The sequence below is a fragment of the Streptomyces sp. URMC 126 genome (genome assembly GCF_051386555.1).
In the GTDB taxonomy this organism is placed as follows: Bacteria; Actinomycetota; Actinomycetes; order Streptomycetales; family Streptomycetaceae; genus Streptomyces.
The window spans coordinates 1-26,413 of record NZ_JBPQTX010000025.1 but is presented as its reverse complement, the minus strand read 5'-3'; the positions used below and the strand labels follow the sequence as shown (position 1 = coordinate 26,413).

The window sequence follows — 26,413 nt, the reverse complement described above, 5'->3', positions numbered from 1 at the left end:
GTCAGGCTCCGAGCCGCTCGTTCCAGGACTGCGGGATGACGACCGGGGAGGCGGCGGTGCGCAGCGTGACGGCGGTGCCGTCCGCGGTGCGGCCGGTGAGCTCCAGGCCGGGGACGTCGAAGGGCTTGTCCAGCAGGGCCAGGGCGATCTCCTGGTCGGCGCCGGCGAGCGGGGCGACGAGGTGGACGGTGCCGATCGCGCGGTCGCCGGCCTCGACGGTGCTGCCGGCGGCGGGCGCCTGCCCGGCCTCGGCGAGGACGGTGATCAGGCCGCGCCCGGCCTCCTCGGCGGCGGCCAGCGCCTCGCCGCCGCGGAACTCGTCCTCACGGCCCCAGCTGACCAGCCACTCCAGGCCGGCCTCGCGCACGGTCAGGCCCTCGGACTGGGCGGGGATCTGCGGGTGGCGGACCTCGGTGCGGGCGCGCAGCAGCGCCTCGGCGCCGGCGGCGCCGCCGCCCAGCTCGGCGGCGCGGGCGGCGACCCACTCGGCGGCGCCGGAGTCGGCCGGGGCGATGAGGAGGTAGCCGTACTCGCCGGTGGTGCCGATGCGGGCGAGGACGCCCTCGGCGCCGCCGTCACCGGGCAGGGTGACGGCGGTGGCGCCGTGCAGCACGAGGCTGGAGATCTCGAAGTCCACCAGGTCGGCGGCGATCTGCCAGGACTTGGGGCCCTCGAAGGCGATCGCGACGTGGTCGGCGGCGTCGGTGATCTCGACGTCCTGGACGCCGGCGTCGGCGGCGGTCTTCTCCAGCAGGCCGGCCAGGTCGGCGCGGGAGTGGGCGAGCAGCCGGCTGGTGTCGTCGAGCTCGATGTGGGTGACGGCGTCCCAGACGGTGGCGTCCTCGTTCAGGATCAGGCTCTCGCGGGCGGTGTCGGGCTCGACGTACTCGCTGTCGCGGGCCAGGGCGCGGGAGAGGACCTCACCGCGCTCCAGGCCGCCGAGGGTCACCAGGGCGGCGCCCGGCGTGTAGACGCCGACGGTGGTGCGCAGGTACGCGTACTGCTCGGCGACGGTGGCCGGGGTGGCGGTGGTCATGTCGTCTCCTTGGGGTGTCTCGTGTGTCGGTTCGACGGGTGGTGCGGAATTCGGTGGGGTGGTGCGAAGTCGGGGGCCGCCCCGGGCCCGGGGGTTCGGCCCGGGGCGGCGGTCTCAGCGGCCTTCGGCGCGGGTGCGGAGCAGCGCGTCGGCGGCGGCGAGGTCGGGCAGGACGGTGAGCGACCAGCCGGCCGCGAGGGCCGTGCCGCCCGGCTGCCGGGCGACCAGGCCGACCAGCGGTCCCGCCTTGGTGTTGCGGACGAAGACCTCGGCGCCGGGCCCGTTCCCCGGCGCGACGGACAGCCAGCGGCCGTCCGCGAGCCGGAGGGCGAGCCGGTCGCTCCAGCGCTGCCACGCGCCGGGCTTCCGGATCGTCCAGAGGTCGCCGGGCCGGCCGGGCACCAGGACCTCGGGCTGCCGGGGCGCGGCCGGGGTCAGCCAGACGACGACGTCGCTGTCGTCGTCGCGCGCCTCGGCCCGCAGGTCGAGGTCCAGCCGGTCGGCCGGGCCGGCGGCGGGGGCCGCGACGGACCAGTCCAGGCCGGCCGCGCACAGCCGGCCCGTCGGCTCGTCGAAGCGCCACTCGTGCCGCTCGGCGCCCCAGCCGAGGCCGCGGTCGGGGTCCTCGCGCGGCCCCTGGCGGACGGCCCAGAGGCCGGCCCGCCAGTGCGGGTTGCTGCCCAGGACCCGTTCCTTGGGGAACGGGGTCGCCAGGACGGACTTCCCCGCCGAGCGCCAGGCGGCGATCCCGCCCGCCTCGGCGCTGACCAGCAGCGTGTCCGCGCCGACGGCGGCCCGGTGGACGGGACGGCGGGCCACGGTGTCGGCCGACCATGCCGCCCGGTCCGCCACGGCGGTTCGCGCCGGGACGGTCTCCGCGACCTGTGGAGCGAGCGGTTCCATGCCGTCGGCGGTCATGGGGGCACCGCCCGGCCACTCCGTGCGGACGGTGACGGCGTGGGCGTGGCCGGGGCCGCCGGGGGCGAAGTCCAGCAGCACCAGCGCGTCGGTGACGAGCCGGGCCCGGGCGTCGCCGCTCCGGAGGTCGAGGCCGACCGAGGCCGCCTCGTCCCACCAGCCGATCCGCGCGTCCTGGCCGAGCTCGACGCCGGCGGTGGCGAACTCGGTGGCGTCGACGGGGTGCAGCCCGCGGCCGGCCGGCACATGGCCGTCCTCCGTGAGCAGCAGCCCCTTGCGCAGGCCGCCTTCGGCGATCGTCCGCAGGGTGTCGGCGGGCGGCTCGCCGCCCTCCCAGCGGAAACGGTTCTCCAGTACGCCGCCGGTAAGCGTGGTCTCGCGGTACAGCACCCCGTCCGGGTGCCGCTCGGCGACCAGCCAGCCGTCGGCGCGCGGGGTGACGGTGAGGGCGTCCTCCCGCCGCAGGGCGCGGCGGAAGCCGGTGACGAACGGCGGTCCGAAGACCGGCCAGGTCTCGCGCAGCAGCGGGCCGAGGTGACCCGCCCCGTGCAGCTCGATCCGGCCGTCCCCGTGGTGCAGTTCGAGACGGAGGCCGTCCGCCTCGACGGTGCTGACAGCCGGCGGCGCGGGCACGGGCTTCGGCGCCAGGGCCGGCGCCTCCGCCGCGTCCGTGCCGACGTGCAGCACCTCGCCGTCCTCGGGGTCCAGCAGGACGGTGAACACCGTTCCCTCGATGGCCAGTTCCGTGCGCAGGACGGTCCGCCCGCCCAGCTCCTCGGTGTCCTCGCCGAGGGCGCGGTCACCGCCGCCCACCATGTACCGCCAGCTGGCGTTCAGCTGGAGCGACGGCGGGATGAGGTGGGCGTAATCGCGGCGCAGCCGGGCCATGACCCGCGGCATGTAGCTGACCAGCTCGATGTTGCCGTCCTCGGTGGCCTCCACCGGCCCGGTGACGCTGCACCCGACCTGGCGGTAGAGCGGGAAGGCCAGCTTGTTGCCGGGGTTGGCGGTGAGCCGGATGACCTCCACGCCGGACAGCCGCAGGGTGCGGATGGCCTGCGAGAAGATCCGGCCCGCGACCGAGCCGCCGCGCAGCGCGGGGCTCAGGAAGAACATGTCCCCGAACACCTCGCCCGGGGCGTACGCCCGGCGGACGTGGCCCTGGAAGAAGCCGATGGTGCCCTGGATCTCCCCGTCCGCCTCCACCACGAGGAACAGCCGCGTGCCGCGCTCGGCCAGCTCGCCGCGGACGAGCGCCGCGTCGAGCTTCCGGTCCACCGGGTTGGGGACGTCGGTATACCGGTTGTAGAGCTCGGCGATCGCCGCCGCGTCCGACTCCTCGTAGGGCCGGATCACCAGCTCACTGGAGTCCACTCGGGTCCCCCGCGGTGCGCTCGCTGACAGTCAGCGAGCCCTTGGCGGCCAGCTCGCCGTCGACGCTGGCCTGGACGGTGACGGGCGTCAACCGGTCGAAGGGGCGGCCGAGTTCGACCTTCATGGTGAGCCGGTCGCCGGGGACGACGAGCCGGCTGAACTTCATCTGCCGGATCGCGCCGAGGTAGCCGACCCGGGCCGCGGTCTCCGCCTCGCCGCCCTCCCCGGCCTCGGCAAGCCAGGCGGAGGCGTAGACGACGGCGGTCAGCTGGGCCATCGCCTCGACGATGAGGACGCCCGGCATGATCGACTGGTCGGGGTAGTGACCGGCGAAGTACGGCTCCGAGATGGTGACGTTCTTGATGCCGTAGCCGGACTTGCCGGGGATCACGTCGTACGCGCGGTCGACGAGCAGCATCGGCCAGCGGTGCGGCAGCAGCGCCCGGATCGCGTTGGCGTCGAAGCTGAGCGGGGTGGGAGTGGGGGTGGTCACGCCGCCTCCACCTGCGGGATCTCGCCGCGGTCGGCGATGACGAAGTCGATGAGGCGGTTGATCGAGCCGAAGGCGGAGCGGTCGTCGTCGCTGATCGTGACGTCGAGCTGCTCCTCGACCATGACGACGATCTCCAGCGTGTCCAGCGAGTCCAGCTCCAGGCCGCGGCCGAACAGCGGCTGGTCGTCGCCGATCAGCTCGGGGCGGATCTCCAGGCCGAGGCTCTCCACGAGCTGGGTCTTGACGTGGTTGTTGAGGGCGGTGCGCGCCTCGGCGGTCGCCAGCAGTTCCTCGTAGGTGGCGGTCATGGCGGTACTCCTGTGTCTAGTGGTGGGTGGCATACCGGAACGTGCCGGGGCTTACGGGACGAGTCCGCCGTCGACGACGAGGACCTTCCCCGTGATGTAGGAGGCGGCCGGCGAGGCCAGGAAGGTGACGGCCGACGCCACCTCCTCGGGGGTGCCGGCGCGCTTCATGGGCACCGTGCCGATCAGCCGCTCGCGTACCGCGGGGGGCATGTCGCGCACCATGTCGGTGTCCGTGAACCCGGGGGCGACGATGTTGACGCGGATGCCGCGCTCGGCGACCTCGCGGGCGAGGCCCTTGCCGAGGCTGATCAGACCGCCCTTGCTGGCGCTGTAGTTGGCCTGGCCGGGCTGGCCGGTGACGCCGCTGGTGGAGCCCATGAGGACGATCGACCCGCCGGTGCGGTGCATCATCTTGACCGACTCGCGGCAGGTGAGGAAGGCGCCGGTGAGGTTGGTGTCGATGACCCGCTGCCACTTGTCGAGGCTCATGGTGGCGAGGAAGCCGTCGGCCGTGATGCCGCCGTTGGCGACGACGACGTCGAGCCGCTTCCACTCGGCGCGGATGGTCTTGAACATCGCCTTGACCTCGGCCTCGACGCCGACGTCCGCCCGGACCACCAGCGCCTTGCGCCCCATCTCCCGGATCTCCGCGGCCACTTCCTCGGCGGCCTCGGTGCGGGAGACGTAGTGCACGACCACGTCGCAGCCGGCCGCGGCCAGGGCCAGGGCGCAGGCCCGGCCGATGCCCCGGGAGGCGCCGGTGACCAGGGCCACGGTGGACGGTTCGAACTGCATGGCTGTACTCACTGTTGTCAGGCCCCCAGGCGGCGCAGCAGCGCGGTGAGGGAGGTCGGCGTGTCCACCAGGGACACCTGCGGTTTGGCGGGGAAGTGCTTGGCCAGGCCGACGAGGGCCTTGGCGGGCCCGACGGCCACCAGCGGGGCGGCGGGCTCGGGCCGTCCGGCCGTCGCCTCCATCAGCTCCCGCCAGCGGACGGGCGCGCACAGGGCGTCGGCGAGGTCGCGCCGCACGGCGGCCTCGTCGGTGCCGAAGGCGCCGGTGGTGATGAGGCCGACCGGGGCCTCGGCGGGCCGCAGCGGGACCTCGGCGACGGCGGCCTCCCAGTCGGCGGCGGCCGGTGCCATCAGCCGGCTGTGGAAGGCGTGCGAGACGTCCAGCGGCTTGGCGCGGGCGCCGACGGCCGCCGCGAACTCCTCGACGGCGGCCAGGTCGCCGGAGGCGACGAACTGTCGCGGGCTGTTGTCGGCGGCGATGTCGAGGCGGCGTTCGGCCGCCGCGGCCAGTGCCTTCTCCCGCTCGTCGCCGGTGGCGAGGACCGCGCACATGCCGCCCTCGCCGGGCGCGGCGGCCATCAGCTCGCCGCGCAGCCGGACCAGGCGTACGGCGTCGGCGAACTCCAGCCGCCCGGTGGCGACCAGCGCGGTCACGGCGCCGACGCTGTGGCCGGCGGCGGCGGTCGCGGTCGTGCCGTGTGCCTCCAGCACGCGCCAGGCCGCGACGGAGGCGGTCAGCAGGGCCGGCTGGGCGTTGTCCGTCGAGGCGAGCTCGGCCGCGGGGGCGTCCCAGCACAGGGCGCGCAGGTCGGTGCCGAGGGCGTCGGACGCCTCGTCGAAGACGGCCGCGGCCTCCGGGTGGGCGGTGGCGAAGGCGCGCCCCATGCCGGGCGTCTGGCTGCCCTGGCCGGGGAAGAGGGCGAGGACGCCCGGTCCGCCGCTCATCGTCCGGAACCCGTCGCGTCGTGCCCGAGGAAGCCGTCGACGCGCACGCCCAGCCCGCGCTCGGCGGCCCGCGCGCGGACGTACTCGGCCAGCGCCATGTCCAGGATGCCCAGGCCGAACGGCGAGAAGACGGTGATCCGCCCGGGGTCGCGGGTGAACGGCACGGTGCCGCGGACGAGCGCGCCGATGCTCGCGTCGATGAAGTCCCGGTTGCCCACCTGCTGTTCGGCCAGGTGCAGCGAGGTGCGCTCGCGGCAGACGTGGTCGGCGTCGTCGACGACGTTCTGCGCACCGAGGATGACCTCGGGGTGCAGGTCGCGCAGCGAGACGTGCAGTACGACGGTGCCGGGGCGGAGTTCGTCGGAGCCGAGGTGGGGGGTGCCGCTGGTGGTGGCCAGGGCGACGAGGCCGTGCCGGGCCAGCGCGGTGGGACGGTCCGTGGCGACGTCCACGGTGAGCTCCGGACCGAGCTCGCGGCAGCGGGCGGCGAACGCCTCGGCGCGCTCGGCGTCGAGGTCGAAGACGGTGACCTCGCGGAGCGAGGGCAGGGCCACCAGGAGGAAGCGCAGCACCTCGGTGTTGATGACGCCGCCGCCGACGAGGGTGACGCCGGTGGGCTCGTCGCCCTCGGTGAGCAGCCGGGCGGCCAGGGCGGCGCTCGCGGCCGTGCGCTTCGCGGAGATCTGCGAGCCCTCCAGGAGGGCCACGGGGAAACCGTTCTCCAGGGAGTTCAGGACGATGGCGGCGCTGGCGCGCGGCAGCCCCTCGTCGATGTTCCCGGGGAAGGAGGCGATCCACTTCATTCCGGCGACCGGGCTGTCGCCGTCGGCGAACGCGGGGAGCCCGATGACGCGGTTGCGGTCGTCGCCGGGGAAGCGGAGGAAGGTCGAGTGCGGGACGGCGGTGCGGCCGTCCTCGTGGGCCCCGTAGGTCTCCTGGACGAGGGCGAGGATCTCCTCCTCGCGTCCGGCGAGCACCTCGTGGACGTCGGCGTGTCTGGCGATCAGCACGGAATTGCTCCTACGGTCTCGGGCACCGGGCCCGTGTTCTCTTGCCACAGATGGGAGACGTCACCGAATTGCCGGGTGACCCAGGAATCCGAGTAGATGGTCTCCAGATAGCGCTCGCCGCTGTCCGGGAAGACGACCGCGACCCGGGAACCGTCCGGAATCGCGTCGCGCATCCGGTCGACGGCCGCGACGACCGCTCCGGACGAGCCGCCGGCCAGAATGGCCTCGCGGTCCACCAGGCGCCGGCACATGCGCACGCATTCCAGGTCCGACACGTGCACCACGTGGTCCGCCGCCCGGGGGTCGAACAGAGCGGGCCGGATCGCCGCTCCGTGTCCCGGCAACAGCCTTGTGGTGGGCGGCTGTCCGCCGAATATCGCGCTGCCGACGGCGTCGACCGCGACGATGGTCGTCGAAAGCCCCGTCTTTCTGGCGTAGTCGGCGCAGCCACGCAGTGTGCCACATGAACTCGTCGCGCAGAAAAGGTAGTCCACGCGCCCGTCGAGGGCGGCGACGATCTCCCGCATGGTCTGTTCGTGCGCCGCCGCGTTGAGCGGATTGCCGTACTGGTTGGGCCAGTAGGCGTCGGGCAGGGACCGTACCAGTTCCCGCACCCGCCGAATGCGGCTCGGGAGGTACTCGCCGGTCTCGGGGTCGGGTTCGGTGATGACCTCCACCTCCGCCCCGTAGGAGCGGATGATGGCGATGTTCTGCTCCGTCGTCTTGGCGTCCACGACACAGACGAACCGCAGCCCGAAATACCGGCAGACCTGGGCGAGCCCGATCGCCAGGTTGCCCGAGCTGGACTCCACGACCGTGGACCGCCCGGGTACCAGTTCACCCGAACTCACCTTGTCCAGCAGCATGTTGAGCGCGACCCGGTCCTTGACGCTGCCGCCCGGGTTGAACTTCTCGAGCTTGGCGAAGACGCGGAACACTTGGTCCGGAAAGATCCTGTCGAGTTCTATCAGAGGAGTGCCGCCGATCGTGTCGAGCACTCCCCCGATCCCTCGACTCGGCATCGCTTGCGCGAGCATGCGAAAGGTCCCCCTTGGCGCGGCGAATGACCGCATGACGTCGTGAATACGAGACGCCGGTCGGCCTGCGGGCAGCGCGAAACGGCGTGGGAATATCGGCGGCGCGGACCGGATCCGGGTACAACGGACCGCCACGGCGCGGCCGAGAAAAGGATTTGGTCGATTCCGGACACGTCAGGGCGTCAGACGCCCCGAAAGGTCCGGTGATGAAAGTAAGTCAGTCAGTCCCGCGCACCCGGCGCGAGAAGATCAGCGTGCTGCGGACGCGTGGACGGCAGCCCGCGGAAACGGTGAACCCGAGAAGAACGAACGGTTCCGGCGACCGGGTCACACCACCGGCCGGCCCCGTTCGGCCGTTCATCGATCGAGACACATCCCCCGGGAATCCCTGTATGGACGGATTCCGGCCCGATACCCTTCAAGACTCTCCCCCGTATGCCCGACCCCCCGCACGCTTCCGTTGCACGGAACGCGGCGCGTCGAGCTGTTAACCCCACTTAACGCCGGTGAGCTTAGGCAGATCCGGCCGAGAATGCAAGATCGTCTCAACGCCATTGAACCGACTGGTCAGTAACCATTGGGACGGCATCACAGGGCGACGGCGCGCCCCCTTCGCCGGTGAACCCGCACCCCAGCACCGGGGACCTCACCCCCTGATGCGTGATCAGATGTCTGACGATCCGTCAACTGCGTTGCCGCGCAAGTGGAAGCCCACGATCCGTTCACTCGACCCTCACCCCGCACCACACGCCCCGTAACCGGAACATCACCCTCCAGGGGCGAATTGCCCGCAATATCCGGTGATCATCCCCACAGCTTTGGACCAGACCTATAGGTAACCGTCGGCAACCGAGTAAAAAAGCGGTCATGAGAGACGCGAACTCAGCTTGCGCCGCAGCCTCGTTGCCCCTCGCGCAAAAGCTGGAGTACCTGCGGTCGCGCGGCGGCCCCGACGGCGGAGAACCGCCGTCGGACCGCCACATCGCCGACGCCGTCAACAAGGAGGCGGGCGAGACGGTCATCTCTCACGTGACGCTCGGAAAACTCCGCAAGGGCGAGCAAGTGGCCACGACGGACGCCAGGTTGGCCGCGCTCGCCGACTATTTCGGGGTCGATCCGCTCTTCCTCCAGCGGAGCCGGGAGGAAATCGTCAACGAGATAGCCCTGCGGCTGCGCTACCTCATCGCGTTGCACTCCGGTGACATCACCGGGACGGGCCGGCTCTCCGGCTCCCACGCGGAGCTCGTGGAGTTCGTCGAGAGAGCGGTACGCGAGCGCCAGACCGACGAGGGGCGCTGACCGGGAGCCCGCATCGCGCGGGCCCCACGCGTTCCTCGGCGGTGCCGCGCCCCGGCCCCGCGCCAGCGGCCAGGAGGCCCCCGGACCAGCGGTCCGGGGGCCTCCTGCGCGTCGGAGCGGCCCTCCCCCGGCGGCGGCCCCCGCGACAGGAGCCCTCCCCCGGCCGGACGGCCCGCCACGCCCGGATGCCGGTGTGACCTCCATCGCGCCGGAGCGCCCCCGAACGGCCCGCGCCCGTGCCGCCGCGAGCGCCGACGGCCGCGGGCACGGCCGCCGTCGACGGAGGTCAGGGCGCCGCGAACGAAAGCGGACGGCGAAAAGACCGGGCTCGCGAAGAGCAATATCTGTGCCCGCGACGAGAGAAATTGGTCCGGGGCCCGGAGGCTATTTCTCACCGTCCCGCCGACGTCGAAATTCCGCCCCGGCCGGCCCGGCCCCACCGTGCTACTGTCGATCTCGGTTGCAAGCGTGATTGCCGGAGGATTCCTTTCCGACTGGGTGATCACACGGCGACACGGAATTCACACGAGGTGAATTCCTGACACCGCCCCCCCAGAAGGAGAACAAAAATGTCCACCGGAATCGTGAAGTGGTTCAACGCGGAAAAGGGCTTCGGCTTCATCGAGCAGGACGGCGGCGGCGCCGACGTCTTCGCCCACTACTCCAACATCTCGGCCCAGGGCTTCCGTGAGCTGCTGGAAGGCCAGAAGGTGTCGTTCGACATCGCGCAGGGCCAGAAGGGCCCGACGGCCGAGAACATCGTTCTCGTCTGACACCGGCACGACGCATACTTCGCAGCCGGGACCCGCACCTCGGGGTGCGGGCCCCGGCTCGCCGCGTTTTCAGGGCGCTTACGTTCAGGGCGCGCGACGGCACCGCTCCACCGCATCACCGACGGTGAGACGTTTACCGCCGGCCCCACTCGCCCCATCGACCCGGGCTCGTCTCGAAAATTCTCTGCGCCGCTCACGTGCTGCGGGAATTCCTTGTACGCGCCTCGTCAAGGAAGGTTTCGCATGCAGCGAGCCCGCAGTACATCACGCACCCATGACCATTCCGGCGGCCCGCGCCGTTCCAAGGACTACGGAAACCGCCGGGCGGGACAGTCAGGACGGGCGGGACGGACCCTACAGGGCGAGTTCGCGCCGCCGGAGACGGTCACGCCCGCACTGCCGGCCGTCGCCTCGTTCGCCGAACTCGCCATGCCCGCACGGATGTTGGCCACACTCGGCCACGAAGGCGTGACCGTGCCGTTCCCGATCCAGGCGGCGACGCTGCCGAACTCGCTGGCCGGCCGCGACGTCCTCGGCCGAGGCCGCACCGGCTCGGGCAAGACCCTCGCCTTCGGCCTCGCCACCCTGGCCCGTACGGCGGGACGGCGCGCGGAGCCGCGGCGGCCGCTCGCCCTCGTCCTCGTTCCCACCCGCGAGCTCGCCCAGCAGGTCACCGACGCGCTCGCCCCCTACGCCCGCTCCGTCAGCCTGCGGCTGACCACGGTCGTCGGCGGGATGTCCCTCGGCCGGCAGGCCGGCGCGCTGCGCACCGGGACCGAGGTGGTCGTCGCGACGCCCGGACGGCTCAAGGACCTCATCGACCGCGGCGACTGCCGGCTCGACGACGTCGCGGTCACGGTCCTCGACGAGGCCGACCAGATGGCCGACATGGGCTTCATGCCCCAGGTCACCGCCCTGCTCGACCAGGTACGCCCGGACGGGCAGCGGATGCTCTTCTCGGCCACCCTGGACCGCAACGTCGACCTGCTGGTCCGCCGCTACCTGACGGACCCCGTCGTCCACTCCGTCGACCCGTCCGCCGGCGCGGTCACCACGATGGAGCACCACGTGCTCCATGTGCACGACGCGGACAAGCACCGGACGACCACCGAGATCGCGGCCCGCGATGGGCGAGTGATCATGTTCCTCGACACCAAGCACGCGGTGGACCGGCTGACCCGGCACCTGCTGAGCAGCGGCGTCCGCGCCGCCGCCCTGCACGGCGGCAAGTCCCAGCCCCAACGCACCCGCACCCTCGCCCAGTTCAAGAGCGGGCACGTGACGGTGCTGGTGGCGACCAACGTCGCGGCGCGCGGGATCCACGTCGACAACCTCGACCTGGTCGTCAACGTGGACCCGCCCGGCGATCACAAGGACTACCTGCACCGTGGCGGCCGTACGGCCCGTGCCGGCGAGTCCGGCAGCGTCGTCACCCTGGTCACCCCCGGCCAGCGCCGCGACATGACCCGGCTGATGGCCACGGCGGGCATCACCCCGCGGGTCGCCCAGGTCCGTTCGGGTGAGGCGGAGCTGAGCCGTATCACCGGCGCCCAGGCCCCGTCCGGGGTCCCGGTCGTCGTCACCGCACCGAGCGAGGAGCGCCCCCGCGGCGCGTCCGCCGCGTCCCGGGGACGCCGCAGCCGCCGGGGCCGCGCCGGCCGGGGCGGGCCCGTCGGCGAGACGGCCTCCCGCGGGGCCCGGCGACGGACCGGCTTCGGTTCGGCCGCGTAAATCCGCCGCGCCCACCATCCCCCCTTTCGGCAGGAGGCACCCTTGACGCCGGACCGGCCCCACCACCACGCGCTCCGCTCCTCCCTTCACGCCCCCCATGCCCCTCACGCCCCTCACGCCTCGGCCGACGACGCGAACGCGTCCGGGCCCCGGGTCAGTGACGACATGACGGTCGAGGTGGCGCTGTCCCTCATGGCCGGCGCCCGGGTCGACCACCTCGTCGTGTGCGACGGCGACGACCAGGACACGGGCCTGATCACCCTGGCCCGGCTCGCCGCACTCCGCGACGGCCCCGCCTACTCGGACCGGATCCGGCTGCGGGACATCCCCGACGGACCGTTCACGCCGCCCGGCACCCGGCCCGGCACCCCCGGCGAGCACGGCCGGACCCCGGACCTCCTCACCCTCGCCCGCTGACCCGTCCCGCCCGGTCGACCCGTCGTCCCTCTTCCCCTGTGAGGCATCATGCGCTGTGTCATCGCCCGGTATCCGTTCGAGCTGACCAAGAACGGGGTGCTGGCCCTGATGCGAGGCGTCACGCCCGAACTCGTCACGGCCGAGTCCGTGACCATCGGCCGCCGCCGCTACCCGGTCAAGCAGGTGGGCCAGATCATCACCCGGCAGGACCGCCGCGACTTCACCGGCGAGGAGGTCGTCCGCGCCATGACCCGCCTCGGCTTCACCTGCCACCACCGTCCCGAGGCCGCGCCGGCGGTCCTCCCCACAGCGGTCCGGACCGCGTCGGCGCTGCTCGGCGGCGACCTGTCCGTGGGGGCGGACCCGCTGCGGGTGTGACGCTCGGGCGGAGAACGCCATCCCGGACCCGGTGAGGGCCCTGCCGACGCGCGTCGGCAGGGCCCTCACCGTCGTTCCCGCCGCCGGAACAGGAGGTCGGCACGGCGCGAGGGCCGGCGGATGGTGTTCAATCTCCTTCGGGGCCCTGGTGCCGTACGGCGCGGGGCCCCTCGACGCGTTACACGACGAGGTGACATGGCAGCAGACACTCCACTCAACGATCGCCTGGACGACGACGACTACCCGGCGTACACGATGGGCCGGGCCGCCGAGATGCTCGGCACCACCCCGGCCTTCCTCCGGGCCATCGGTGAGGCCCGTCTGATCACTCCGCTGCGCTCGGAAGGCGGGCACCGCCGGTACTCCCGCTACCAGCTGCGGATCGCCGCCCGCGCCCGCGAGCTCGTCGACCAGGGAACCCCGATCGAGGCCGCCTGCCGCATCGTCATCCTTGAGGACCAGCTGGAGGAGGCCCAGCGCATCAACGCCGAGTACCGCCGCGCCGCGGACGAGGCGTCCGGCGGCACCCGGCCTGGCACGGCCTGAGACCGTTCCGGGCCCGGCCTGAGACCGGCCGGGCCCGCCGACGGCCCGCGCCCGAACCCGTACACGACGGGTGAGGGGCCCGCCGGCGCAATGCCGACGGGCCCCTCGGGCCGGGGGCGCCCCGGCGCGTCAGTGGTCGGAGTAGCTGAAGTCGCCCATGGTCCACGCCCTGACGTCCTCGATCGCCACGCGGTACATCCCGCCCGTCTCCGGGATGCCCACCGTGCCCTGCAGGATCCGGGCGACGTGGAAGTGCAGGTGCGTGGGCGGCCCCTCCTTCTTCACGGGGGCGTCGAAGACGGCGGCGAACTCGCCCAGTTCGGCGGAGTCCCTCAGCACCTCCGACACCCGCTGGCGCCACATGGCTTCGGGGGCCAGCCGGCCGGTGATGACGGCACCACCGGTGACCACGGTCAGGGACATCCGACTGCTCTGCCCGGACTCCACACGGGCGGCGATCTCGACGATCAGCTCATCAGGCTTCGGCATGGAATCGGATTCTATGCGCCGTCGCGGCCGGGTGGCTCGGGCGACGGCACCGCCGGGGGTCCGGGGCCGCCTCCCGGCGCCGCCCGCGCGGTGGCCCTTCCGTCAGCGGTAGCGGGCCCGGCCCACCGCCGCTGCCGCCGTCAGGGGCACGGTCAGCAGCGCCGCCAGCCAGAACAGCGGACGGTACTCGTGCGCCTCGGCGGTGGCGGCCGACAGCCCGCTGGCCACGGCGCTGCCCACGTAGAGGGCGACGCCGAACATGGCCACGCCGGTCGCCCGGGCCGTCGGGGACAGGACCGTCGCCCAGGACTGGATCGTGGAGTGCATGAAGGACCAGCCGCCGCCGAGGAGCAGGGCGACCACGACCAGCGCCCCGGTGGACTGGCTGTAGCCGGCGAGCAGGTACGCCAGGGCCATCTGCGCCCCGCCGGCCACGATCAGGCCCACCGGGGACCAGCGGCCGACGAGCCGTTTGACCACCTGCGCCGCGGCCATGGAGCCGACCCCGTACAGCGCCGCGACCGCGCCGGCCAGGGTGGTGGGCACCCCGTGCGCCTCCAGGGCGGGCGCCAGATAGGTCAGGAAGCCGAGGAGGACCGCCCCTTCCAGCATCGCCACCGCCATCACGTACCACTGCCACGGCGAGGACAGGACGACGCGGAAGGGCGCCAGCAGCGACCCGGAGGGGTCCCGCTCGGGCTCGGGCAGCCGGCGCAGCGCCACCACCAGGTAGGCGGCGAGGACGCCGGGCAGCGCGAAGACCAGTCGCCAGGAGAGGTAGTGGGCCAGCGCCCCGGCGACGACCGTCGCGACGGCGGTGCCCAGCGCGAAGGCGGTCATCAGCTCGCTGAGGGGGCGCTGCCGGGTCGCGGCGGGCACCGTGTCGCCGACGTACGTCAGGGAGGCGGCGATGGAGGCCGCGAAGAACGCGCCGGCCAGGGCGCGGGCCGCGATCAGCACGGGGGCGTCGGGGGCGAGGGCCGAGGCGAGGGCGGCCAGGGCCGCGCCGGCCAGCGACACCCGCATCACCCATACCCGGCCCCAGCGGTCGCTGGCCGCCCCCCACACCGGCTGCATCAGCCCGTAGGTGAGGTAGTAGCCGCTCGCGGCCAGCACGACGGTGGGAAGCGGGGCCCCGAGCCGGGGGCCGATGAGCACCAGCATGGGCGCGATGCAGAAGCGGTCGAAGTTGCTGACGAAGCCGGCGGTGCGCAACAGCCGCAGAGAGGACGCGGGCAAGGTCGCCACCGGTATCGACGCGGTGGTGGTCACGGGGTGGACGCTCCCTTCCGAGGGGGTCGACGAGAACGGGCGACAGCGGGGCCGGTCCCGGTCGGACGCGGCCCGCTGCCCAGTTCAGCACCGGGCCCCTCGGGGTGGAGACCACTGGCTATTACCATCACTCACAGCCTGTCGGCCCGGTGGCGGAGCCGGTGGCGGCAGCATCACAGGAGGGCGCCCGCGGCCGGGCGGACGCCCGTCGTCCGGAGGAGAGGCACGATGACGCGCGCCGGGTCGTCGTCCCCGGACACCCGCGCCCCGCGCCTCGCGGACCGCGGTGCCCCGCCGGCCGGGGCCGGCCGACGGGGCGGTGGCCGGTGAGCGCCGCGCCCACGCCGTCGGGCGAGACCCCCCGCCGTGAGCTGGGAGCCTTCCTGCGGTCCCGCCGTGAACGGCTGACCCCGCGGGACGCGGGCCTGCCGGAGACCCCGGGCCGCCGCACGCCGGGGCTGCGCCGGGCCGAGGTCGCGGAGCTCGCCGGCATCAGCGTGTCCTGGTACACGTGGCTGGAGCAGGGCCGGGTGCGCACCTCGGAGCAGGTGCTGCGCGCGGTGTCGCGCGTGCTGCGGCTGGACGCCGCGGAGACCGCGCACGTCCTGTCGTTCGTGGAGGAGAGCGAGCCGCCCGCCCAGGCCCCCACCTGGGTGTCCCGCAACCTGCTCAGCCTGGTGGAGGCCATGGGGCCGCACCCGGCCGTGGTGCTCGACCCGCACTGGGATCTGCTGGCGTGGAACGCCGGGTACGCCGCGCTGCTGACCGACCCGGCGCGGCTGCATCCCAAGCAGCGCAACCTGCTCTGGCTGGTGTTCCGCTGGCCGCCCGCGCGCGTCCTGCTCGCCGACTGGGAACACGAGGCACGCGCTCTGCTCGGCCAGTTCCGGTCACGGGCCGCCCGCCGGCCGAACGACCCGCGGTTCGCCGAACTCGTCGGCGAGCTGCTGGCGGACGATGACGCGGCCCGCTGGTACGAGCGCCGGGAGACGGCCGGGTTCCAGCCCTCGGTCCGTCGTTTCCGCCATCCGGTCGTGGGCGAACTGCGCCTGCGCTACGTGAAACTGGCCGCCGTCGACGAGCCCGGTCACCACTTCCTGGCCTACCTGCCGGACGACCGGGACTCCGAGGACGCCCTGCGCCGCCTGCGGGCAGGCGGCTGAGCCCCGCGGGCCCGTCCTTCGGAACGGGGCCCGCGGGGCTCGTCGGGGCGGACCGGCGGCGCGTACGGCACGTGCGGGGGGGCTCGCGCCTCGGCGCCCGGTGAGCGGGGGTTCTCACCGCACGGCCGGTCAGCCGGTCAGTACGGCCTTCAGCACGGCTCCCGCCGCGACGTCGGCCAGGGCGTCCCCGTGCTTCTCCAGCGGGTAGGCCGTCACCATGCCCTCCAGGTCGAAGCGCGCGGAGAGGGCGGGGAGCGCCCGTACGTACTCGACCAGGTGCGCGCCGGTGAAGGCCCACGACCCGACCACGTCGAGCTGCCGGTAGACGATCTGGTGCGGGTTGAGCGTGGTGTCACCGGCGTCGGTGTACTGGCCGATGACCAGGTAGGAGCCGCCTCTGCGGGCCAGGGTGAGGCCCTGGGCGACGGCGTCGGGGACCCCGGCGCACTCGATGACGAGGTCGGCGCCGTCCGGGCCGGCGGCGGCCCGCGCCTCGCGCAGCACCGCCTCCGGGTCCGCGCCGCCCACGATGTCCAGGTGCACGTCGCCGATGCCGGCGGCGGCCGCCGCGGCCAGCCGCTTCTCGGGGCCGCCGACGATGACGACGCGTGCGGCTCCGGCGAGTTGGGCGAAGGCCGCCGCGGCCAGTCCGACCGGGCCGCTGCCCTGGACGATGACGGTCTCGCCCAGGCGGACGGGCCGCCGCTCGTACAGGGCGTGGACGACCGTGGGGCCGGCGCAGGCCAGGGCCATCGCCGCCGTGGCGGAGACGCCCGGTGCCGCCCGTACGACGGTGGTGCCCGGGTGGAGGACGATGTGGTCCGCCCAGGAGCCGGAGAGGGCCGCACCGTCGGTGATCGCGCGGTTGACGCCGTAGGTGCGCCGGTTCTCGCACAGGGTGGGTTCGCGGTGCAGCCGGCAGGGCGGGCAGAGGCCGCAGGCGATGGAGGAGGCCCACATCACCGGGTCGCCCGCGGACAGCGGCTCCCCCAGGGCGTCCCGGCCGCCGCCCGGGCCGAGTTCGAGGACGGTGCCGTAGCCCTCGTGGCCGAGGACCAGGGGGGTCGGTATGGGCAGGTGGCCCTGCTGGAGGTGCAGGTCCGTGCCGCAGATCCCGCCGTACAGGCGGTGGAGGACCATGCCGTCGGCGGGCGCCGGCGGTACGGGGAACTCACGGAGCGCGGGCGGCGCGCCGAACTCCTCCAGCACCACGGCACGTCCGGTGCGTCCTGTCGCGCCGGTCACGAGGCCACCATCGCCCGGGCGTCGGAGAAGCGGTGCTCCAGGGGCCGCAGGGGCGCGGTGTCACGGCACACCACGTAGTCGGGCCGGGGCTCGCCCTGCGGGCGGGGCGGGTTGGAGCAGGCGTTGTAGGTGGCGATGAGCAGCCGGCGGGCCCACGGGGACATGTTGGGCGCGGAGCCGTGCACGATCTCCGGCGAGAAGAACACCACCGAACCGGCGGGGCCCTTCGGGCCGGTCATGCCGTGCCGGTCCACGAGGGCGGCGAGCTGCTCCGGGGTCAGGGAGATGTCGTCGGGGTCCAGGTGCTGCGGCGACCGGGCGTCGGCCTTGCGCTCCCGGTGCACGAGTCCGGCGCGGTGGGAGCCGGGCAGGAAGACGACGGGCCCGTTGAACTCGGTCACGTCGTCCAGGAAGACCCCGATGTTCACCTGGAGCGGGGCGGGCAGGCCGTCGGCGATCCGCCAGGCCAGGTAGTCCTGGTGCCAGGCCCATTTGTCGCCGCCGAACGCGGGCTTGGCGTTGATCTTGAACTGGTAGACGTAGACGTCCTCGGGGAGCAGTTGCCGCACGGCCGGGAGGATCCGCGGGTCGCGGACCAGGCCGCCGTACTCCGGCTGCCGGCGGTGGGAGGCGTAGACGGCGCGCACCTGGTCGCCGCCGTCCTCGGTGACGAGGTGCGGGCCGGGCACGTCGCAGTCGCGCCGGAAGGCCTCGGTCAGCCGCTGTACCTCGTCGCTGTCGAGCAGCGATTCCACGAGCAGGAATCCGTTCTCGTGGTAGTCGTCCACCTGCTGCTGGGTCAGTCGCATGACGTTTCCTTGTTCCTTCGTCCGAGGGGGGTTCGCGGAGGTGCGCTCAGCCCATGAAGTGGCCGCCGTCGACCACGAGTTGCTGGCCGGTGACATACCGGGCGCGGTCGCTGACGAGGTATTCCAGGGCGTCGGCGATGTCCTCCGGGGTGCCGGTGCGGCCCTGGGGAATGGTGGCCAGCACCTCCTGGAGCCGTCGCGGGTCGTCGAGGCCGTAGCGTTCGACGACCTCGCGGGTGTCGGTGAAACCGGGCAACAGGGCGTTGACCCGTACGTGCGGGGCGAGTTCGAGCGCCAGGCACTTGGTGAGCTGGAGCAGGCCGGCCTTGGCCGCGCAGTAGTTGGCGCCCGAGGCGCGCGGTCTGATGGCCGTGGTGGCCGCGATGTTGACGATGGCGCCGCGCCGGGCCTCCACCATGGCCGGGGCGAGCGCGCGGGTGAGGTGGAACGGGCCGGAGAGGTTGGTGGCCAGCACCTCGTCCCAGTCCTGTCCGGTCATGGAGAGGAAGGGCCGGTCGCGGTTGATGCCGGCGTTGTTGACCAGCACGGCGGGCGGTCCGTACCGGTGGAGGACGCGGGCCGCCGCCGTGCGGACCTCGTCGGGGCGGGACAGGTCGGCGCGCAGGGCGATCAGGTCGCCGCGGCCGGCGTGTTCGGCCTCGGCGGCTGCCTTGGCGTCCCCCCGGTACAGGGCGACCACCCGGTGCCCCAGGGCGATGAGACGCCGGCTGAAGGCGGCGCCGATGCCCCGGGTGCCGCCGGTCACCACGGCGAGCGGCCTGGTCTGTGCCGCGGCTGTCACACCCGCGCCCCGTCCGCCGGTACGTCGCCGCGCAGCAGCCCGTAGCCGTCGGGTACGTCGGCCGGGTCGGCGCCCTGCCGCACGACGCGGTTGTCGCCGTCCACGAAGACGACGCTCGGCTGGAAGGAGCGCGCCCGGTCGTCGGCCATCTCCGCGTAGGAGATGACGATGACCAGGTCACCGGGGCTGATCAGCCGGGCCGCCGCGCCGTTGATGCCGATGACGCCCGAGCCCGCGGGGCCTTCGATGACGTACGTGGACAGCCGGTTGCCGTTGTCGATGTCCACGATGTCGACCTTCTCGCCGGGCAGCAGGTCGGCGGCCGCCATCAGGTCCGCGTCGATCGTCAGGGAGCCCACGTAGTGCAGGTCCGCCTGGGTGACGGTGGCCCGGTGGATCTTGGATTTCATCATGGTGCGCTGCATCGGTGTACCGCTTTCCGTAAAGGAGGAAGATGCGTAAGGGAAGGGGGAGGACGCCGTGCGGTCAGGCATCGGCGGGCCCGGGCTCGGAAGGCCAGGCGGCGAAGCGGCGCCGGCCGTACAGCAGGGGCGCGGGAGCCGTGGCCCGTACCTCGCTGCGCAGGACGTCGCCGACGACGATGGTGTGGTCACCGCACGGGTGCAGGGCGGCGACCCGGCACTCCGCGACCGCGTGCGCGGCCTCGGAGAGGACCGGCAGCCCGGTGGCCGGGCCCGGCCGCCAGGACACCTCGGCGAACCGGTCCGCCGTGCGGCTGGTGAACGCCTCCGCCGCGCCCCGGCCGCCCGCGTGCAGCAGGTTGACGACGAACGCGCCGCGCTCGGCGAGCACGGGGAGCGTACGGCCGCTGTGGGACGCGCACACCAGGAGCCGGGGCGGGTCCAAGGACACCGAGCAGAGCGCGGTGCAGGTGAACCCGTACGGCGTCCCCCGCTCGTCGGCGGTGGTGATCACGGCGACCCCGCCGGGGTGGGAGGCCATCAGCGCGCGGAAGGCGGCCTCGGCCACGGCGGTCGCCTCCGCCACCGGCGTCACCACGCGAAGGCCCGGGCGTCGTAGAGGTTGACCCCGACGGCCGCCTTGCCGAGGTACTCCAGGCAGTCGTGCGGCTTGGCCGGCATCACGGACGCGAACGACGCCTCCCGGATCAGCCGCTCCAGGGGCTGCGACCGGCTGACCGCGGCCGAGCCGCACAACCGGACGGCGTCCTGCGCCAGTTGCGGCCCGACCTCGCCGACCACGTACTTGGCCGCGTGGACCAGGGCGTTGGCCTCCAGGCTGCCGCGCTCCCGGTCCACGGCGTCGCCGGCCTCGTGGACCAGGGCGCGGGCGGCCCGCAACCGCGCCGACATCCGGCCCAGTTCCTGCTGGACCACGGGCGACTCGGCGCGGGAGGGGGCCGCGGTCACACAGCGGACGGTGTAGTCGAAGACGGCCTCGGCGATGCCCAGATAGGCGGCGGTGTAGCCGGCCACCATCCAGTGCGGCTCGCGGACCACCTTGAACAGGGACATCCCCTCCACGCCCAGGTACAGCCGGGAGCGCGGCACGACGACGTCGGTGAGGGTCATCGGCGCGGTGCTCGTCCCGTACATCGCGGACAGGCCGTGCACCCGCCCGAAGGTGACGCCCGGGTCGTCGGCGGCGACGACGAAATGGGAGACCTCCGCCGTGTCCTCGGCGCCCTCGGCCGCGGCGGCCACGACGTAGTAGTCGGCGACGCCGGCGAGCGAGACGAACGACTTCTCCCCGTTGAGGACGTAGTGGCCGCCGTCGTCGGTGAGCCGGTACCGGGTGGTCATGCCGCGCAGCCGGGCCCCGCGGCCGGTCTCGGAGGTGGCGGACGCGAACAGTTTCCGGCCGTGCACCACCTCGTTCTGCATCCAGGTGCGGAAGGTGTCGGCGGCGGGCGGCAGCGGGGTGCCGGCCGAGTCGGCGAGCGCGCCCAGCACCACGTGGTGCATGTTGAACCCCACGGCGGCGGCGCCGTTGTAGGACCCCAGCGTGGCCAGGAGCCTCCAGTAGGCGCCGAAGCCCAGGCCGAGGCCGCCGGCGTCCCGGGGGACCAGGGCGCCGAGCAGGCCCGACTCGCGCAGGACGGCGTAGGGGCGGCCCGGGTCGGTACGCCCGGCGTCGACGTCGGCGGCCAGCGGTGCCAGCGCCTCGCCGGTCTCCGCGGCCCGTTTGAGGACGTCGTCCGCATGGATCGGTGTCATCGTTCTCCTCGGATCAGTTCTCGACGGGGAGGCCGAGCCGGCGCGCGACGCCCACCCGCAGCAGGTCGTTGGGGCCCGCGTAGGTGAGGGCGGCCAGGGGGCTGAGCGGGTCGGCCGTGAGGTCGGTGTCCGGCAGGAAGGCGCGCACGCCCGCCAGGGCGGTGGCGTGTTCGGTCATCCGCAGGTAGTCCTCGGAGACCGAGATCTTCGTCAGGGCCGCCTCGGCGGCAAGCCCGCGGGCGCCGGTGCCCGCGTCGAGGGCGGCGGCGAGTGCGTAGAGCTGGATCCGCGAGCGGTGCAGCGCCATCGCCATGTCGCTGGTGCGGGCCGCCACTTGGTGGCTGGCGCCCATCCGGCGGCCGAAGTGCTCCCGTTCGCGGGCCCACCGCACCGTACGCTCCAGCAGCAGCCGCATCGGCCCCAGGGCGTAGCCGAGGATCAGGGCGCGTTCCCAGGCGGTGGTGGCCGTCATGACGCCGAGGCCGGAGCCCTCCTGCCCGATGACGGCCGTGGCGGGGAGGCGGGCGCCGTCGAAGAGCAGTTCGCCCATGGGCGCCGAGCGCAGGGCCGTCTTGCCGAAGGTCTCGCCCCGCGCGACGCCCGGGGTGTCCACGGGGACCAGGAAGGCGGTCAGGGCGAACGGGGTGCGTCCGGGCGCGGTACGGGCGAAGACGATGGCGAGGTCGGCGACCGGCGCGGCCGTGACGAAGGTCTTGGCGCCGGTGAGGACGTAGCCGTCCCCGTCCCGTTCGGCGCGCGTGGCCATGGACAGCGGGTCGCTGCCGCCCTCGCGCTCGGTCAGCGCGTGGCAGAGCAGCGTCCGGCCGTCCTCGACGGGCTCCGTGAGGTCCCGGCCGGGCTCGGAGAGGGCGGCGTGCAAGGGGTGCTGCATGCCGAAGAGCTGGGACGTCAGCGCGTAGCACAGGCCGGGGTCGGTCCCGGCGAGGCCGATGCCCTCGATCGCCGCGAGGCCGCGGGTGGCCGGTCCCGGCCCGTCCGGGCCGCCGCCGGTCCGGCGCAGCACGCCGAGCTCGGCCAGCGCCCGCCACCGCGCGCGGAAGTCGTCACCGGCCGTCTTGTCCGCGACGTCCGCGGCGCGTGCGCGGAACTCGTCGACGACGCGCTCGGCGGGGGCCGGCGCGCAGCGCAGCATCCGGTCCAGGGTGTCGTCGCCGGTCATGCCTGCGCCCGGCGGGGTGCGCTGCGGATCACGGCCCAGAGGGCCTGCGGCGTACGGAAGTTGGCGGCGACGATCTCGGTTTCGGGCAGTTCGACGCCGGCCTGCTTGTCGAGCGCCGCGACGATCTCCATGATCGCCAGGGAGTCGAGCAGCCCGCTCTCCAGCAGCGGGGTGTCGGGGGCCAGGGTCTGCGGTTCCTCGCCGCGCGCCCAGGTGATGCGGCTCTGGATGAGGGCGCAGAGGTCTTCGACGCTGTCGATCGCGTTCATGAGGCGTTCTCCTGAAGTACGGGGTGAGGGGTGGACGCGGCCGGGGCCGCGAGGGGGTCGGCAGGGGCCGGGACGTCGTCGGCGAGGGCGCGCCGGTCGACCTTGCCGCTGACGGTCACGGGCAGGGACGGCACGGGGACGATCCGGTCGGGGAGCATCCGGTGCGGCAGCGCGGAGCGCAGTCCGGCGAGCAACTCCCGTTCTCCGGCGGCGGTCTGGGCGTAGACCCAGATCTGTCCGGCGTGCGCGCCGGTCTTGGCCACCGCCGCGGCCGTCGTGACCTGGGGGAGGTCGAGGGCGGCGCTCTCGACGTCCAGCAGGTCGATGCGGTGGCCCCGGCGCTTGACCTGGAAGTCCCGGCGGCCGCGCAGGAACACCCGGCCGTCGTCGGTGACGCGGCCCAGGTCTCCGCTGGCGTAGGCGCGGCGCACGACGCCGTCGCGGAACGGCACCCGTACGGTCGGGTCGGTGAGCCGGCCGTCCCGCAGGTAGCCCTGGAAGACGGTCGGGCCGGCGATGTGGATCTCGCCTTCGCCGTCGGTGGGCCGGCCGTCGGCGTCCAGTACCTCGATGTGCACGCCGCCGATGCCCCGGCCGATGGTCAGTTCCCGGTCGGCCGTCCAGTCGCGCGGCACCCGGTGGTAGGTGCAGGCGTTGGTCTCGGTGGGGCCGTACAGGTTGTAGAAGGGGCGGTCTCCCAGCAGCCGGAGGTAGCGCCCCAGCAGGTGCGGGGCGAACGCCTCGCCGCCGAAGGCCGCGATCCGCAGGGAGGACGGCGGCGCCTCGGCGAGACCGCCCTGCTCCAGCAGGTTGTGGTAGAGGGAGGGTACCGCCATGAACGCCGTGATCCGCTGCTCGTTCAGCCAGTTGACGACGTCGCGGGGGAAGGAGCGCAGCATGTCGGGCAGCAGCACGGCACAGGCTCCGGCCGCGGCGGCGCTGTAGAGGTCGAAGGTGGTCAGGTCGAAGGTGAGCGCGGCCTGCGAGCCGATGCGGTCCTCGGGCGTGAGCCCGAACTCCTCGGCGGCCCACAGCGCGTAGTGCGCGACGTTCTCGTGGGACAGCAGGACGCCCTTCGGCCAGCCCGTGCTCCCGGACGTGAAGAGGATGTAGCCGCCCCGGTCGACCGGCGCGGGCAGCGTCTCCGGCCGTTCGGCGGGCGCGAGGACCTCCAGGGCGGCGAGCCCGTGGGGGAACGCGTGCTCGGCGGGGGTGTACGGGCCGCCGCCGGGCGCCGCGTCACCGCCGGGCACGGCGTCGCGGGCGGCGGTCACGGCGGCGCGGGCAGAGGCGCGGAAGCGTTCCGTGGTGAGGAGCACGGAGATGCCCGCGTTGCGCAGCATCCGGCCGGTCCGCAGCGGGGGGTCCGCGACGTCCATCGGGGCGACCACGGCGCCGGCGCGCAGCGCCGCGTACAGCGCGACGACCGTGGCCGGGGTCTTGGGCGCGTAGACGCCGACGCGCTGCCCCGGCCGGACGCCGGAGGCCGCCAGTTCGGCGGCGAGCGCGGCCACGGCCCGTTCCAGCTCGGCGTACGTCCAGGTGGCGCCCTGCCCGTCGAGCGCGGGGCGGTCGGGGTACCGGCGGGCGGAGCCGGCGAGCAGCTCGTCCAGCCGCGGTGTGGCGGGCCGCGCGGTCATCGGGCGCCTCCGGTGGCGGGCAGGCCCGTCGCGTGGTCGGCGAGGAAGCCGGTGATCGCGTCGATGACGAGGTCGGGGCAGACGAGGTGGGGGTAGTGGTCGACCCCTTCCGGCACCAGGCGCCGCACCGGGCCGCGTACCGCCCGTTCCAGGGCGTCGAGTTGACCGAGCGTGCCGTACTCGTCGCGGTCGCCCTGGATCATGAGGACCGGAGCGGTGACGTCCAGGTCGTCCTCGATGGTCCAGGAGCGGAATCCGTCGGAGAGCCACAGCTCGCTCCAGCCGGTGAACACGCCGCGCGGGTCGTCGTGGACCAGGGCGAGCTTGCGGTACAGCGGCCCGGCCTCGTAGGCGGCCCGCGCGGCCTCGATGCCGACGCGGTTGGCCTCCTCGAAGTACAGGTGCGGCCCCATGACGACCACGGCCTCGGCCGGCCGGACCGACGCGTACAGCAGGGCCGCGGATCCGCCGTCGCTGTGTCCGATCAGCACCGGGTCGTGGATGTCCAGCAGGTCGAGCAGTTCCGGCAGGAACTCCTGCCCCTGCTCGTGCATGTACCGCGCGGTGCGGGGGGACGGGGCGGGGCCCGAGCCGCCGTTGCCCGGGCGTGAGTAGACCAGGGCCCGGCGCCCGGTCGCGGCGGCGACCGCCGCGGGGAAGCGCCCCCAGGCGGCGACGCAGCCGAGGCCGCCGTGCAGGAAGACCAGCGGCGAACGGGACGGGTCGCCGTCGATGAGGACGTGTTCGATCGGTCCGTGTCGGGTTTCTGCTACCGGCACATCTAATCCTTCGGGAAGAGGGTGCCTGCCCGGTTTTCGGCAGGATGAATTACCCGGAGCGCGTTCCCCACTAAATAGGGCACACCGAATCACCGGGAAGGAAACGGCTGAACCGAGCACAGATCGATTCGGCTTCAGCCGATTAGTGGCGAGTGGTTATCACGGGCAGGGCGGGAACGGCGGTACGGCCGGGTGTGCGGTGCGCCGCACAACGCCGGGGCGGCGGGGGCCCGAGAGCGCGGACGTACCGCGCCCGGCCCCGCGCGCACTCACCCGACACGCCGGGCTTCCGACCCTTGGAGCGGGCTCTACCTGCGCATTCATCATGCGAGGGAGCCCGGCCCGACGGCCGTCCGCGATCTGCCCGGTCAGCTCCGCCCGGCCCGGCGGCGATGGCACCGCCCGCCGTCGGACAGCCCGCGCAGGGACGCCGATGGGCATGGGAAGAGGTAAGGAATAGACAAAATCTGCGACCCCCGTCTCAGTGCTTCTAATGCCGGCGACGACACCCGTACGGATACTCGACCGGCCTGCGGACTCAACCTCCGCAGCCGTATCGACCGGGCGGTCGCGGCGTCACGGAAAACACTAGATGCGGCACACACGGAGGAGAAATAGCCATGCCGTATCACCTATGCTCCGGCGGTATGGATGTAGATCTTCGCCATCTGAGGTACTTCCTCGCCGTTGCCGAGGACGGCGGCTTCAGCGCGGCGGGCCGCAGACTCCACGTGGCCCAGCCGACCCTGACCCGCTGCATCCGATCCCTGGAGGACGCGCTGGGCGTCCGGCTCTTCGACCGGACGACGCGCAGCACCCGGCTCACGCCCAAGGGCAGACGGCTCCACGACGAACTGGTCCCGGCCCTGCGGACGTTACAGGCGATCCTGGACGGCATCCGGGTGGGCGAGCAGCTGCGGCTGGGCTTCAGCTGGGGACTGCCCGACGGGCTGTCCCCGATGGCGGCCTCCTTCGCCGAGGAGAGCGGCGTCCGGGTGGAGTACGTGCGCTGCGACACCCCGCTCGCCGGCCTGGACACCGGCGCGGCGGACCTCGCGCTGCTGCGCGGCGACTCCCTGCCCGGGCACCTGCGCGGCGTCTTCCTCTACGAGGAGGAGCGGGTCGCGGCGGTCCCCGCGCAGTGGCCCCTGGCCGAGCGGGACGAACTCACCTGGGAGGAACTGGCCGCATGGCCGCTGATCGTCAATACGGTCAGCGGAGTGACGTTTCCCCATATGTGGCCCGAGGACAACCGGCCGGCCGTGGGTGCCGAGTGCTCCAACTACGACGAGTGGCTGGAGAAGGTGGCGGCGGGCCTGGGCGTGGGCACCGCACCGGAGGACTCCACCCGCCGCTACCACCACCCCGCCGTGCGCTTCGTCCCCCTCCGGGGCGCCCCCGCCGTCCGCCTGTACCTGGCCTACCCGTCGCACGGTTCCCACCCGCAGGCGGCCCGATTCGCCGAGACGGTATGGCGCGACGCGACCGGCGGCCGCCTCCCCCCGGAC

The 26,413-nt window shown here is 73.5% G+C and carries 28 protein-coding genes; 8 read left to right on the top strand and 20 right to left on the bottom strand.

What is annotated here, in order from left to right:
- Position 1: 1 nt before the first annotated feature.
- From ACSNOK_RS05355 to sbnA, 8 genes are all read right to left on the bottom strand, one after another.
- The gene (locus ACSNOK_RS05355; RefSeq protein WP_436779402.1) at positions 2 to 1,036 is read right to left on the bottom strand and encodes an aminomethyl transferase family protein; all 1,035 of its coding nucleotides are present in this window, start codon (positions 1,034 to 1,036) and stop codon (positions 2 to 4) included.
- Between the two features lie 114 nt (positions 1,037 to 1,150).
- On the bottom strand, positions 1,151 to 3,328 hold the full coding sequence (locus ACSNOK_RS05350) for a GNAT family N-acetyltransferase (RefSeq protein WP_436779401.1): 2,178 nt from the start codon (positions 3,326 to 3,328) through the stop codon (positions 1,151 to 1,153).
- Entirely contained in the window at positions 3,315 to 3,821 is a 507-nt protein-coding gene (gene fabZ / locus ACSNOK_RS05345; protein ID WP_436779400.1) for a 3-hydroxyacyl-ACP dehydratase FabZ, read from the bottom strand. The genes ACSNOK_RS05350 and fabZ overlap by 14 nt, the downstream gene beginning before the upstream one ends.
- Positions 3,818 to 4,129: a phosphopantetheine-binding protein gene (locus tag ACSNOK_RS05340; RefSeq protein WP_436779399.1), complete on the bottom strand. Its 312-nt coding sequence runs from the start codon at positions 4,127 to 4,129 to the stop codon at positions 3,818 to 3,820. Before ACSNOK_RS05340 ends, fabZ begins: the two co-directional genes overlap by 4 nt.
- A gap of 51 nt (positions 4,130 to 4,180) precedes the next feature.
- Positions 4,181 to 4,924 (bottom strand): 3-oxoacyl-ACP reductase family protein, encoded by a 744-nt coding sequence (locus ACSNOK_RS05335; protein WP_436779398.1) that lies wholly within the window; start codon positions 4,922 to 4,924, stop codon positions 4,181 to 4,183.
- A gap of 17 nt (positions 4,925 to 4,941) precedes the next feature.
- Positions 4,942 to 5,868, bottom strand: a complete 927-nt coding sequence (locus ACSNOK_RS05330; protein WP_436779397.1) for an ACP S-malonyltransferase — start codon at positions 5,866 to 5,868, stop codon at positions 4,942 to 4,944.
- Positions 5,865 to 6,878, bottom strand: coding sequence for a 2,3-diaminopropionate biosynthesis protein SbnB (sbnB, locus tag ACSNOK_RS05325; protein ID WP_436779396.1), 1,014 nt, complete (start codon positions 6,876 to 6,878; stop codon positions 5,865 to 5,867). Before sbnB ends, ACSNOK_RS05330 begins: the two co-directional genes overlap by 4 nt.
- Positions 6,872 to 7,915, bottom strand: coding sequence for a 2,3-diaminopropionate biosynthesis protein SbnA (gene sbnA / locus ACSNOK_RS05320; RefSeq protein WP_436779395.1), 1,044 nt, complete (start codon positions 7,913 to 7,915; stop codon positions 6,872 to 6,874). Before sbnA ends, sbnB begins: the two co-directional genes overlap by 7 nt.
- 903 nt (positions 7,916 to 8,818) lie before the next feature.
- On the opposite strand from sbnA, the gene ACSNOK_RS05315 reads away from it, so the two are divergent.
- The 6 genes from ACSNOK_RS05315 to ACSNOK_RS05290 all read left to right on the top strand — a co-directional run bounded on the left by ACSNOK_RS05315 (position 8,819) and on the right by ACSNOK_RS05290 (position 13,059).
- Entirely contained in the window at positions 8,819 to 9,214 is a 396-nt protein-coding gene (locus ACSNOK_RS05315; RefSeq protein WP_436779394.1) for a hypothetical protein, read from the top strand.
- A gap of 569 nt (positions 9,215 to 9,783) precedes the next feature.
- Positions 9,784 to 9,987, top strand: a complete 204-nt coding sequence (locus tag ACSNOK_RS05310; protein WP_436779393.1) for a cold-shock protein — start codon at positions 9,784 to 9,786, stop codon at positions 9,985 to 9,987.
- Between the two features lie 243 nt (positions 9,988 to 10,230).
- Positions 10,231 to 11,718 carry a DEAD/DEAH box helicase gene (locus ACSNOK_RS05305; RefSeq protein WP_436779392.1) on the top strand — a complete coding sequence of 496 codons (1,488 nt, stop codon included), beginning with the start codon at positions 10,231 to 10,233 and terminating at the stop codon, positions 11,716 to 11,718.
- 165 nt (positions 11,719 to 11,883) lie between these two features.
- Positions 11,884 to 12,135, top strand: coding sequence for a CBS domain-containing protein (locus ACSNOK_RS05300; RefSeq protein WP_436779391.1), 252 nt, complete (start codon positions 11,884 to 11,886; stop codon positions 12,133 to 12,135).
- Between the two features lie 48 nt (positions 12,136 to 12,183).
- The gene (locus ACSNOK_RS05295) at positions 12,184 to 12,513 is read left to right on the top strand and encodes an SCO5918 family protein (protein WP_436779390.1); all 330 of its coding nucleotides are present in this window, start codon (positions 12,184 to 12,186) and stop codon (positions 12,511 to 12,513) included.
- Between the two features lie 195 nt (positions 12,514 to 12,708).
- Positions 12,709 to 13,059, top strand: coding sequence for a MerR family transcriptional regulator (locus ACSNOK_RS05290; RefSeq protein WP_436779389.1), 351 nt, complete (start codon positions 12,709 to 12,711; stop codon positions 13,057 to 13,059).
- Positions 13,060 to 13,188: 129 nt separating this feature from the next.
- On the opposite strand, the gene ACSNOK_RS05285 is transcribed toward ACSNOK_RS05290, so the two are convergent.
- On the bottom strand, positions 13,189 to 13,548 hold the full coding sequence (locus ACSNOK_RS05285) for a hypothetical protein (RefSeq protein ID WP_436779388.1): 360 nt from the start codon (positions 13,546 to 13,548) through the stop codon (positions 13,189 to 13,191).
- A 102-nt stretch (positions 13,549 to 13,650) separates the two neighbouring features.
- Positions 13,651 to 14,820 carry an MFS transporter gene (locus tag ACSNOK_RS05280; RefSeq protein WP_436779387.1) on the bottom strand — a complete coding sequence of 390 codons (1,170 nt, stop codon included), beginning with the start codon at positions 14,818 to 14,820 and terminating at the stop codon, positions 13,651 to 13,653.
- A gap of 326 nt (positions 14,821 to 15,146) precedes the next feature.
- Between ACSNOK_RS05280 and ACSNOK_RS05275 the strand changes: the two genes are divergently transcribed.
- Positions 15,147 to 15,983 carry a helix-turn-helix domain-containing protein gene (locus ACSNOK_RS05275; RefSeq protein WP_436779386.1) on the top strand — a complete coding sequence of 279 codons (837 nt, stop codon included), beginning with the start codon at positions 15,147 to 15,149 and terminating at the stop codon, positions 15,981 to 15,983.
- 129 nt (positions 15,984 to 16,112) lie between these two features.
- On the opposite strand, the gene ACSNOK_RS05270 is transcribed toward ACSNOK_RS05275, so the two are convergent.
- The 10 genes from ACSNOK_RS05270 to ACSNOK_RS05225 all read right to left on the bottom strand — a co-directional run bounded on the left by ACSNOK_RS05270 (position 16,113) and on the right by ACSNOK_RS05225 (position 24,905).
- Complete coding sequence (locus ACSNOK_RS05270) at positions 16,113 to 17,228, bottom strand: zinc-binding dehydrogenase (protein ID WP_436779385.1); 1,116 nt, start codon at positions 17,226 to 17,228, stop codon at positions 16,113 to 16,115.
- Positions 17,225 to 18,037 carry a phytanoyl-CoA dioxygenase family protein gene (locus ACSNOK_RS05265; protein ID WP_436779384.1) on the bottom strand — a complete coding sequence of 271 codons (813 nt, stop codon included), beginning with the start codon at positions 18,035 to 18,037 and terminating at the stop codon, positions 17,225 to 17,227. The genes ACSNOK_RS05270 and ACSNOK_RS05265 overlap by 4 nt, the downstream gene beginning before the upstream one ends.
- A 46-nt stretch (positions 18,038 to 18,083) precedes the next feature.
- On the bottom strand, positions 18,084 to 18,839 hold the full coding sequence (locus ACSNOK_RS05260) for an SDR family NAD(P)-dependent oxidoreductase (RefSeq protein WP_436779383.1): 756 nt from the start codon (positions 18,837 to 18,839) through the stop codon (positions 18,084 to 18,086).
- The gene (gene panD, locus ACSNOK_RS05255; RefSeq protein ID WP_436779382.1) at positions 18,836 to 19,264 is read right to left on the bottom strand and encodes an aspartate 1-decarboxylase; all 429 of its coding nucleotides are present in this window, start codon (positions 19,262 to 19,264) and stop codon (positions 18,836 to 18,838) included. The genes ACSNOK_RS05260 and panD overlap by 4 nt, the downstream gene beginning before the upstream one ends.
- Before the next feature lie 61 nt (positions 19,265 to 19,325).
- Entirely contained in the window at positions 19,326 to 19,847 is a 522-nt protein-coding gene (locus tag ACSNOK_RS05250; protein WP_436779381.1) for a flavin reductase family protein, read from the bottom strand.
- A gap of 5 nt (positions 19,848 to 19,852) precedes the next feature.
- Entirely contained in the window at positions 19,853 to 21,037 is a 1,185-nt protein-coding gene (locus ACSNOK_RS05245) for an acyl-CoA dehydrogenase family protein (RefSeq protein WP_436779380.1), read from the bottom strand.
- A 13-nt stretch (positions 21,038 to 21,050) separates the two neighbouring features.
- On the bottom strand, positions 21,051 to 22,217 hold the full coding sequence (locus tag ACSNOK_RS05240) for an acyl-CoA dehydrogenase family protein (RefSeq protein ID WP_436779379.1): 1,167 nt from the start codon (positions 22,215 to 22,217) through the stop codon (positions 21,051 to 21,053).
- Positions 22,214 to 22,486 (bottom strand): acyl carrier protein, encoded by a 273-nt coding sequence (locus tag ACSNOK_RS05235; protein ID WP_436779378.1) that lies wholly within the window; start codon positions 22,484 to 22,486, stop codon positions 22,214 to 22,216. Before ACSNOK_RS05235 ends, ACSNOK_RS05240 begins: the two co-directional genes overlap by 4 nt.
- Entirely contained in the window at positions 22,483 to 24,126 is a 1,644-nt protein-coding gene (locus tag ACSNOK_RS05230; protein WP_436779377.1) for an amino acid adenylation domain-containing protein, read from the bottom strand. The genes ACSNOK_RS05235 and ACSNOK_RS05230 overlap by 4 nt, the downstream gene beginning before the upstream one ends.
- A complete protein-coding gene (locus ACSNOK_RS05225) occupies positions 24,123 to 24,905 on the bottom strand; it encodes an alpha/beta fold hydrolase (protein WP_436779376.1) in 783 nt (260 codons plus the stop codon). The genes ACSNOK_RS05230 and ACSNOK_RS05225 overlap by 4 nt, the downstream gene beginning before the upstream one ends.
- A 647-nt stretch (positions 24,906 to 25,552) precedes the next feature.
- Here ACSNOK_RS05225 and ACSNOK_RS05220 point away from each other — a divergent pair.
- Positions 25,553 to 26,413: LysR family transcriptional regulator (locus ACSNOK_RS05220; RefSeq protein ID WP_436779375.1), on the top strand; the 861-nt coding region annotated here is incomplete at its 3' end.

What these genes read in the sequence shown, in the direction of transcription:
- ACSNOK_RS05285 (WP_436779388.1), bottom strand. Translation starts at nt 13,548, where the DNA reads ATGCCGAAGCCTGATGAGCTGATCGTCGAGATCGCCGCCCGTGTGGAG.
- ACSNOK_RS05230 (WP_436779377.1), bottom strand. Translation starts at nt 24,126, where the DNA reads ATGACCGCGCGGCCCGCCACACCGCGGCTGGACGAGCTGCTCGCCGGC.
- ACSNOK_RS05310 (WP_436779393.1), top strand. Translation starts at nt 9,784, where the DNA reads ATGTCCACCGGAATCGTGAAGTGGTTCAACGCGGAAAAGGGCTTCGGC.
- ACSNOK_RS05240 (WP_436779379.1), bottom strand. Translation starts at nt 22,217, where the DNA reads ATGACCGGCGACGACACCCTGGACCGGATGCTGCGCTGCGCGCCGGCC.
- ACSNOK_RS05235 (WP_436779378.1), bottom strand. Translation starts at nt 22,486, where the DNA reads ATGAACGCGATCGACAGCGTCGAAGACCTCTGCGCCCTCATCCAGAGC.
- ACSNOK_RS05245 (WP_436779380.1), bottom strand. Translation starts at nt 21,037, where the DNA reads ATGACACCGATCCATGCGGACGACGTCCTCAAACGGGCCGCGGAGACC.
- ACSNOK_RS05265 (WP_436779384.1), bottom strand. Translation starts at nt 18,037, where the DNA reads ATGCGACTGACCCAGCAGCAGGTGGACGACTACCACGAGAACGGATTC.
- ACSNOK_RS05335 (WP_436779398.1), bottom strand. Translation starts at nt 4,924, where the DNA reads ATGCAGTTCGAACCGTCCACCGTGGCCCTGGTCACCGGCGCCTCCCGG.
- ACSNOK_RS05300 (WP_436779391.1), top strand. Translation starts at nt 11,884, where the DNA reads ATGACGGTCGAGGTGGCGCTGTCCCTCATGGCCGGCGCCCGGGTCGAC.
- ACSNOK_RS05355 (WP_436779402.1), bottom strand. Translation starts at nt 1,036, where the DNA reads ATGACCACCGCCACCCCGGCCACCGTCGCCGAGCAGTACGCGTACCTG.
- ACSNOK_RS05340 (WP_436779399.1), bottom strand. Translation starts at nt 4,129, where the DNA reads ATGACCGCCACCTACGAGGAACTGCTGGCGACCGCCGAGGCGCGCACC.
- panD (WP_436779382.1), bottom strand. Translation starts at nt 19,264, where the DNA reads ATGCAGCGCACCATGATGAAATCCAAGATCCACCGGGCCACCGTCACC.
- ACSNOK_RS05305 (WP_436779392.1), top strand. Translation starts at nt 10,231, where the DNA reads ATGCAGCGAGCCCGCAGTACATCACGCACCCATGACCATTCCGGCGGC.
- ACSNOK_RS05330 (WP_436779397.1), bottom strand. Translation starts at nt 5,868, where the DNA reads ATGAGCGGCGGACCGGGCGTCCTCGCCCTCTTCCCCGGCCAGGGCAGC.
- ACSNOK_RS05290 (WP_436779389.1), top strand. Translation starts at nt 12,709, where the DNA reads ATGGCAGCAGACACTCCACTCAACGATCGCCTGGACGACGACGACTAC.
- ACSNOK_RS05295 (WP_436779390.1), top strand. Translation starts at nt 12,184, where the DNA reads ATGCGCTGTGTCATCGCCCGGTATCCGTTCGAGCTGACCAAGAACGGG.
- sbnA (WP_436779395.1), bottom strand. Translation starts at nt 7,915, where the DNA reads ATGCTCGCGCAAGCGATGCCGAGTCGAGGGATCGGGGGAGTGCTCGAC.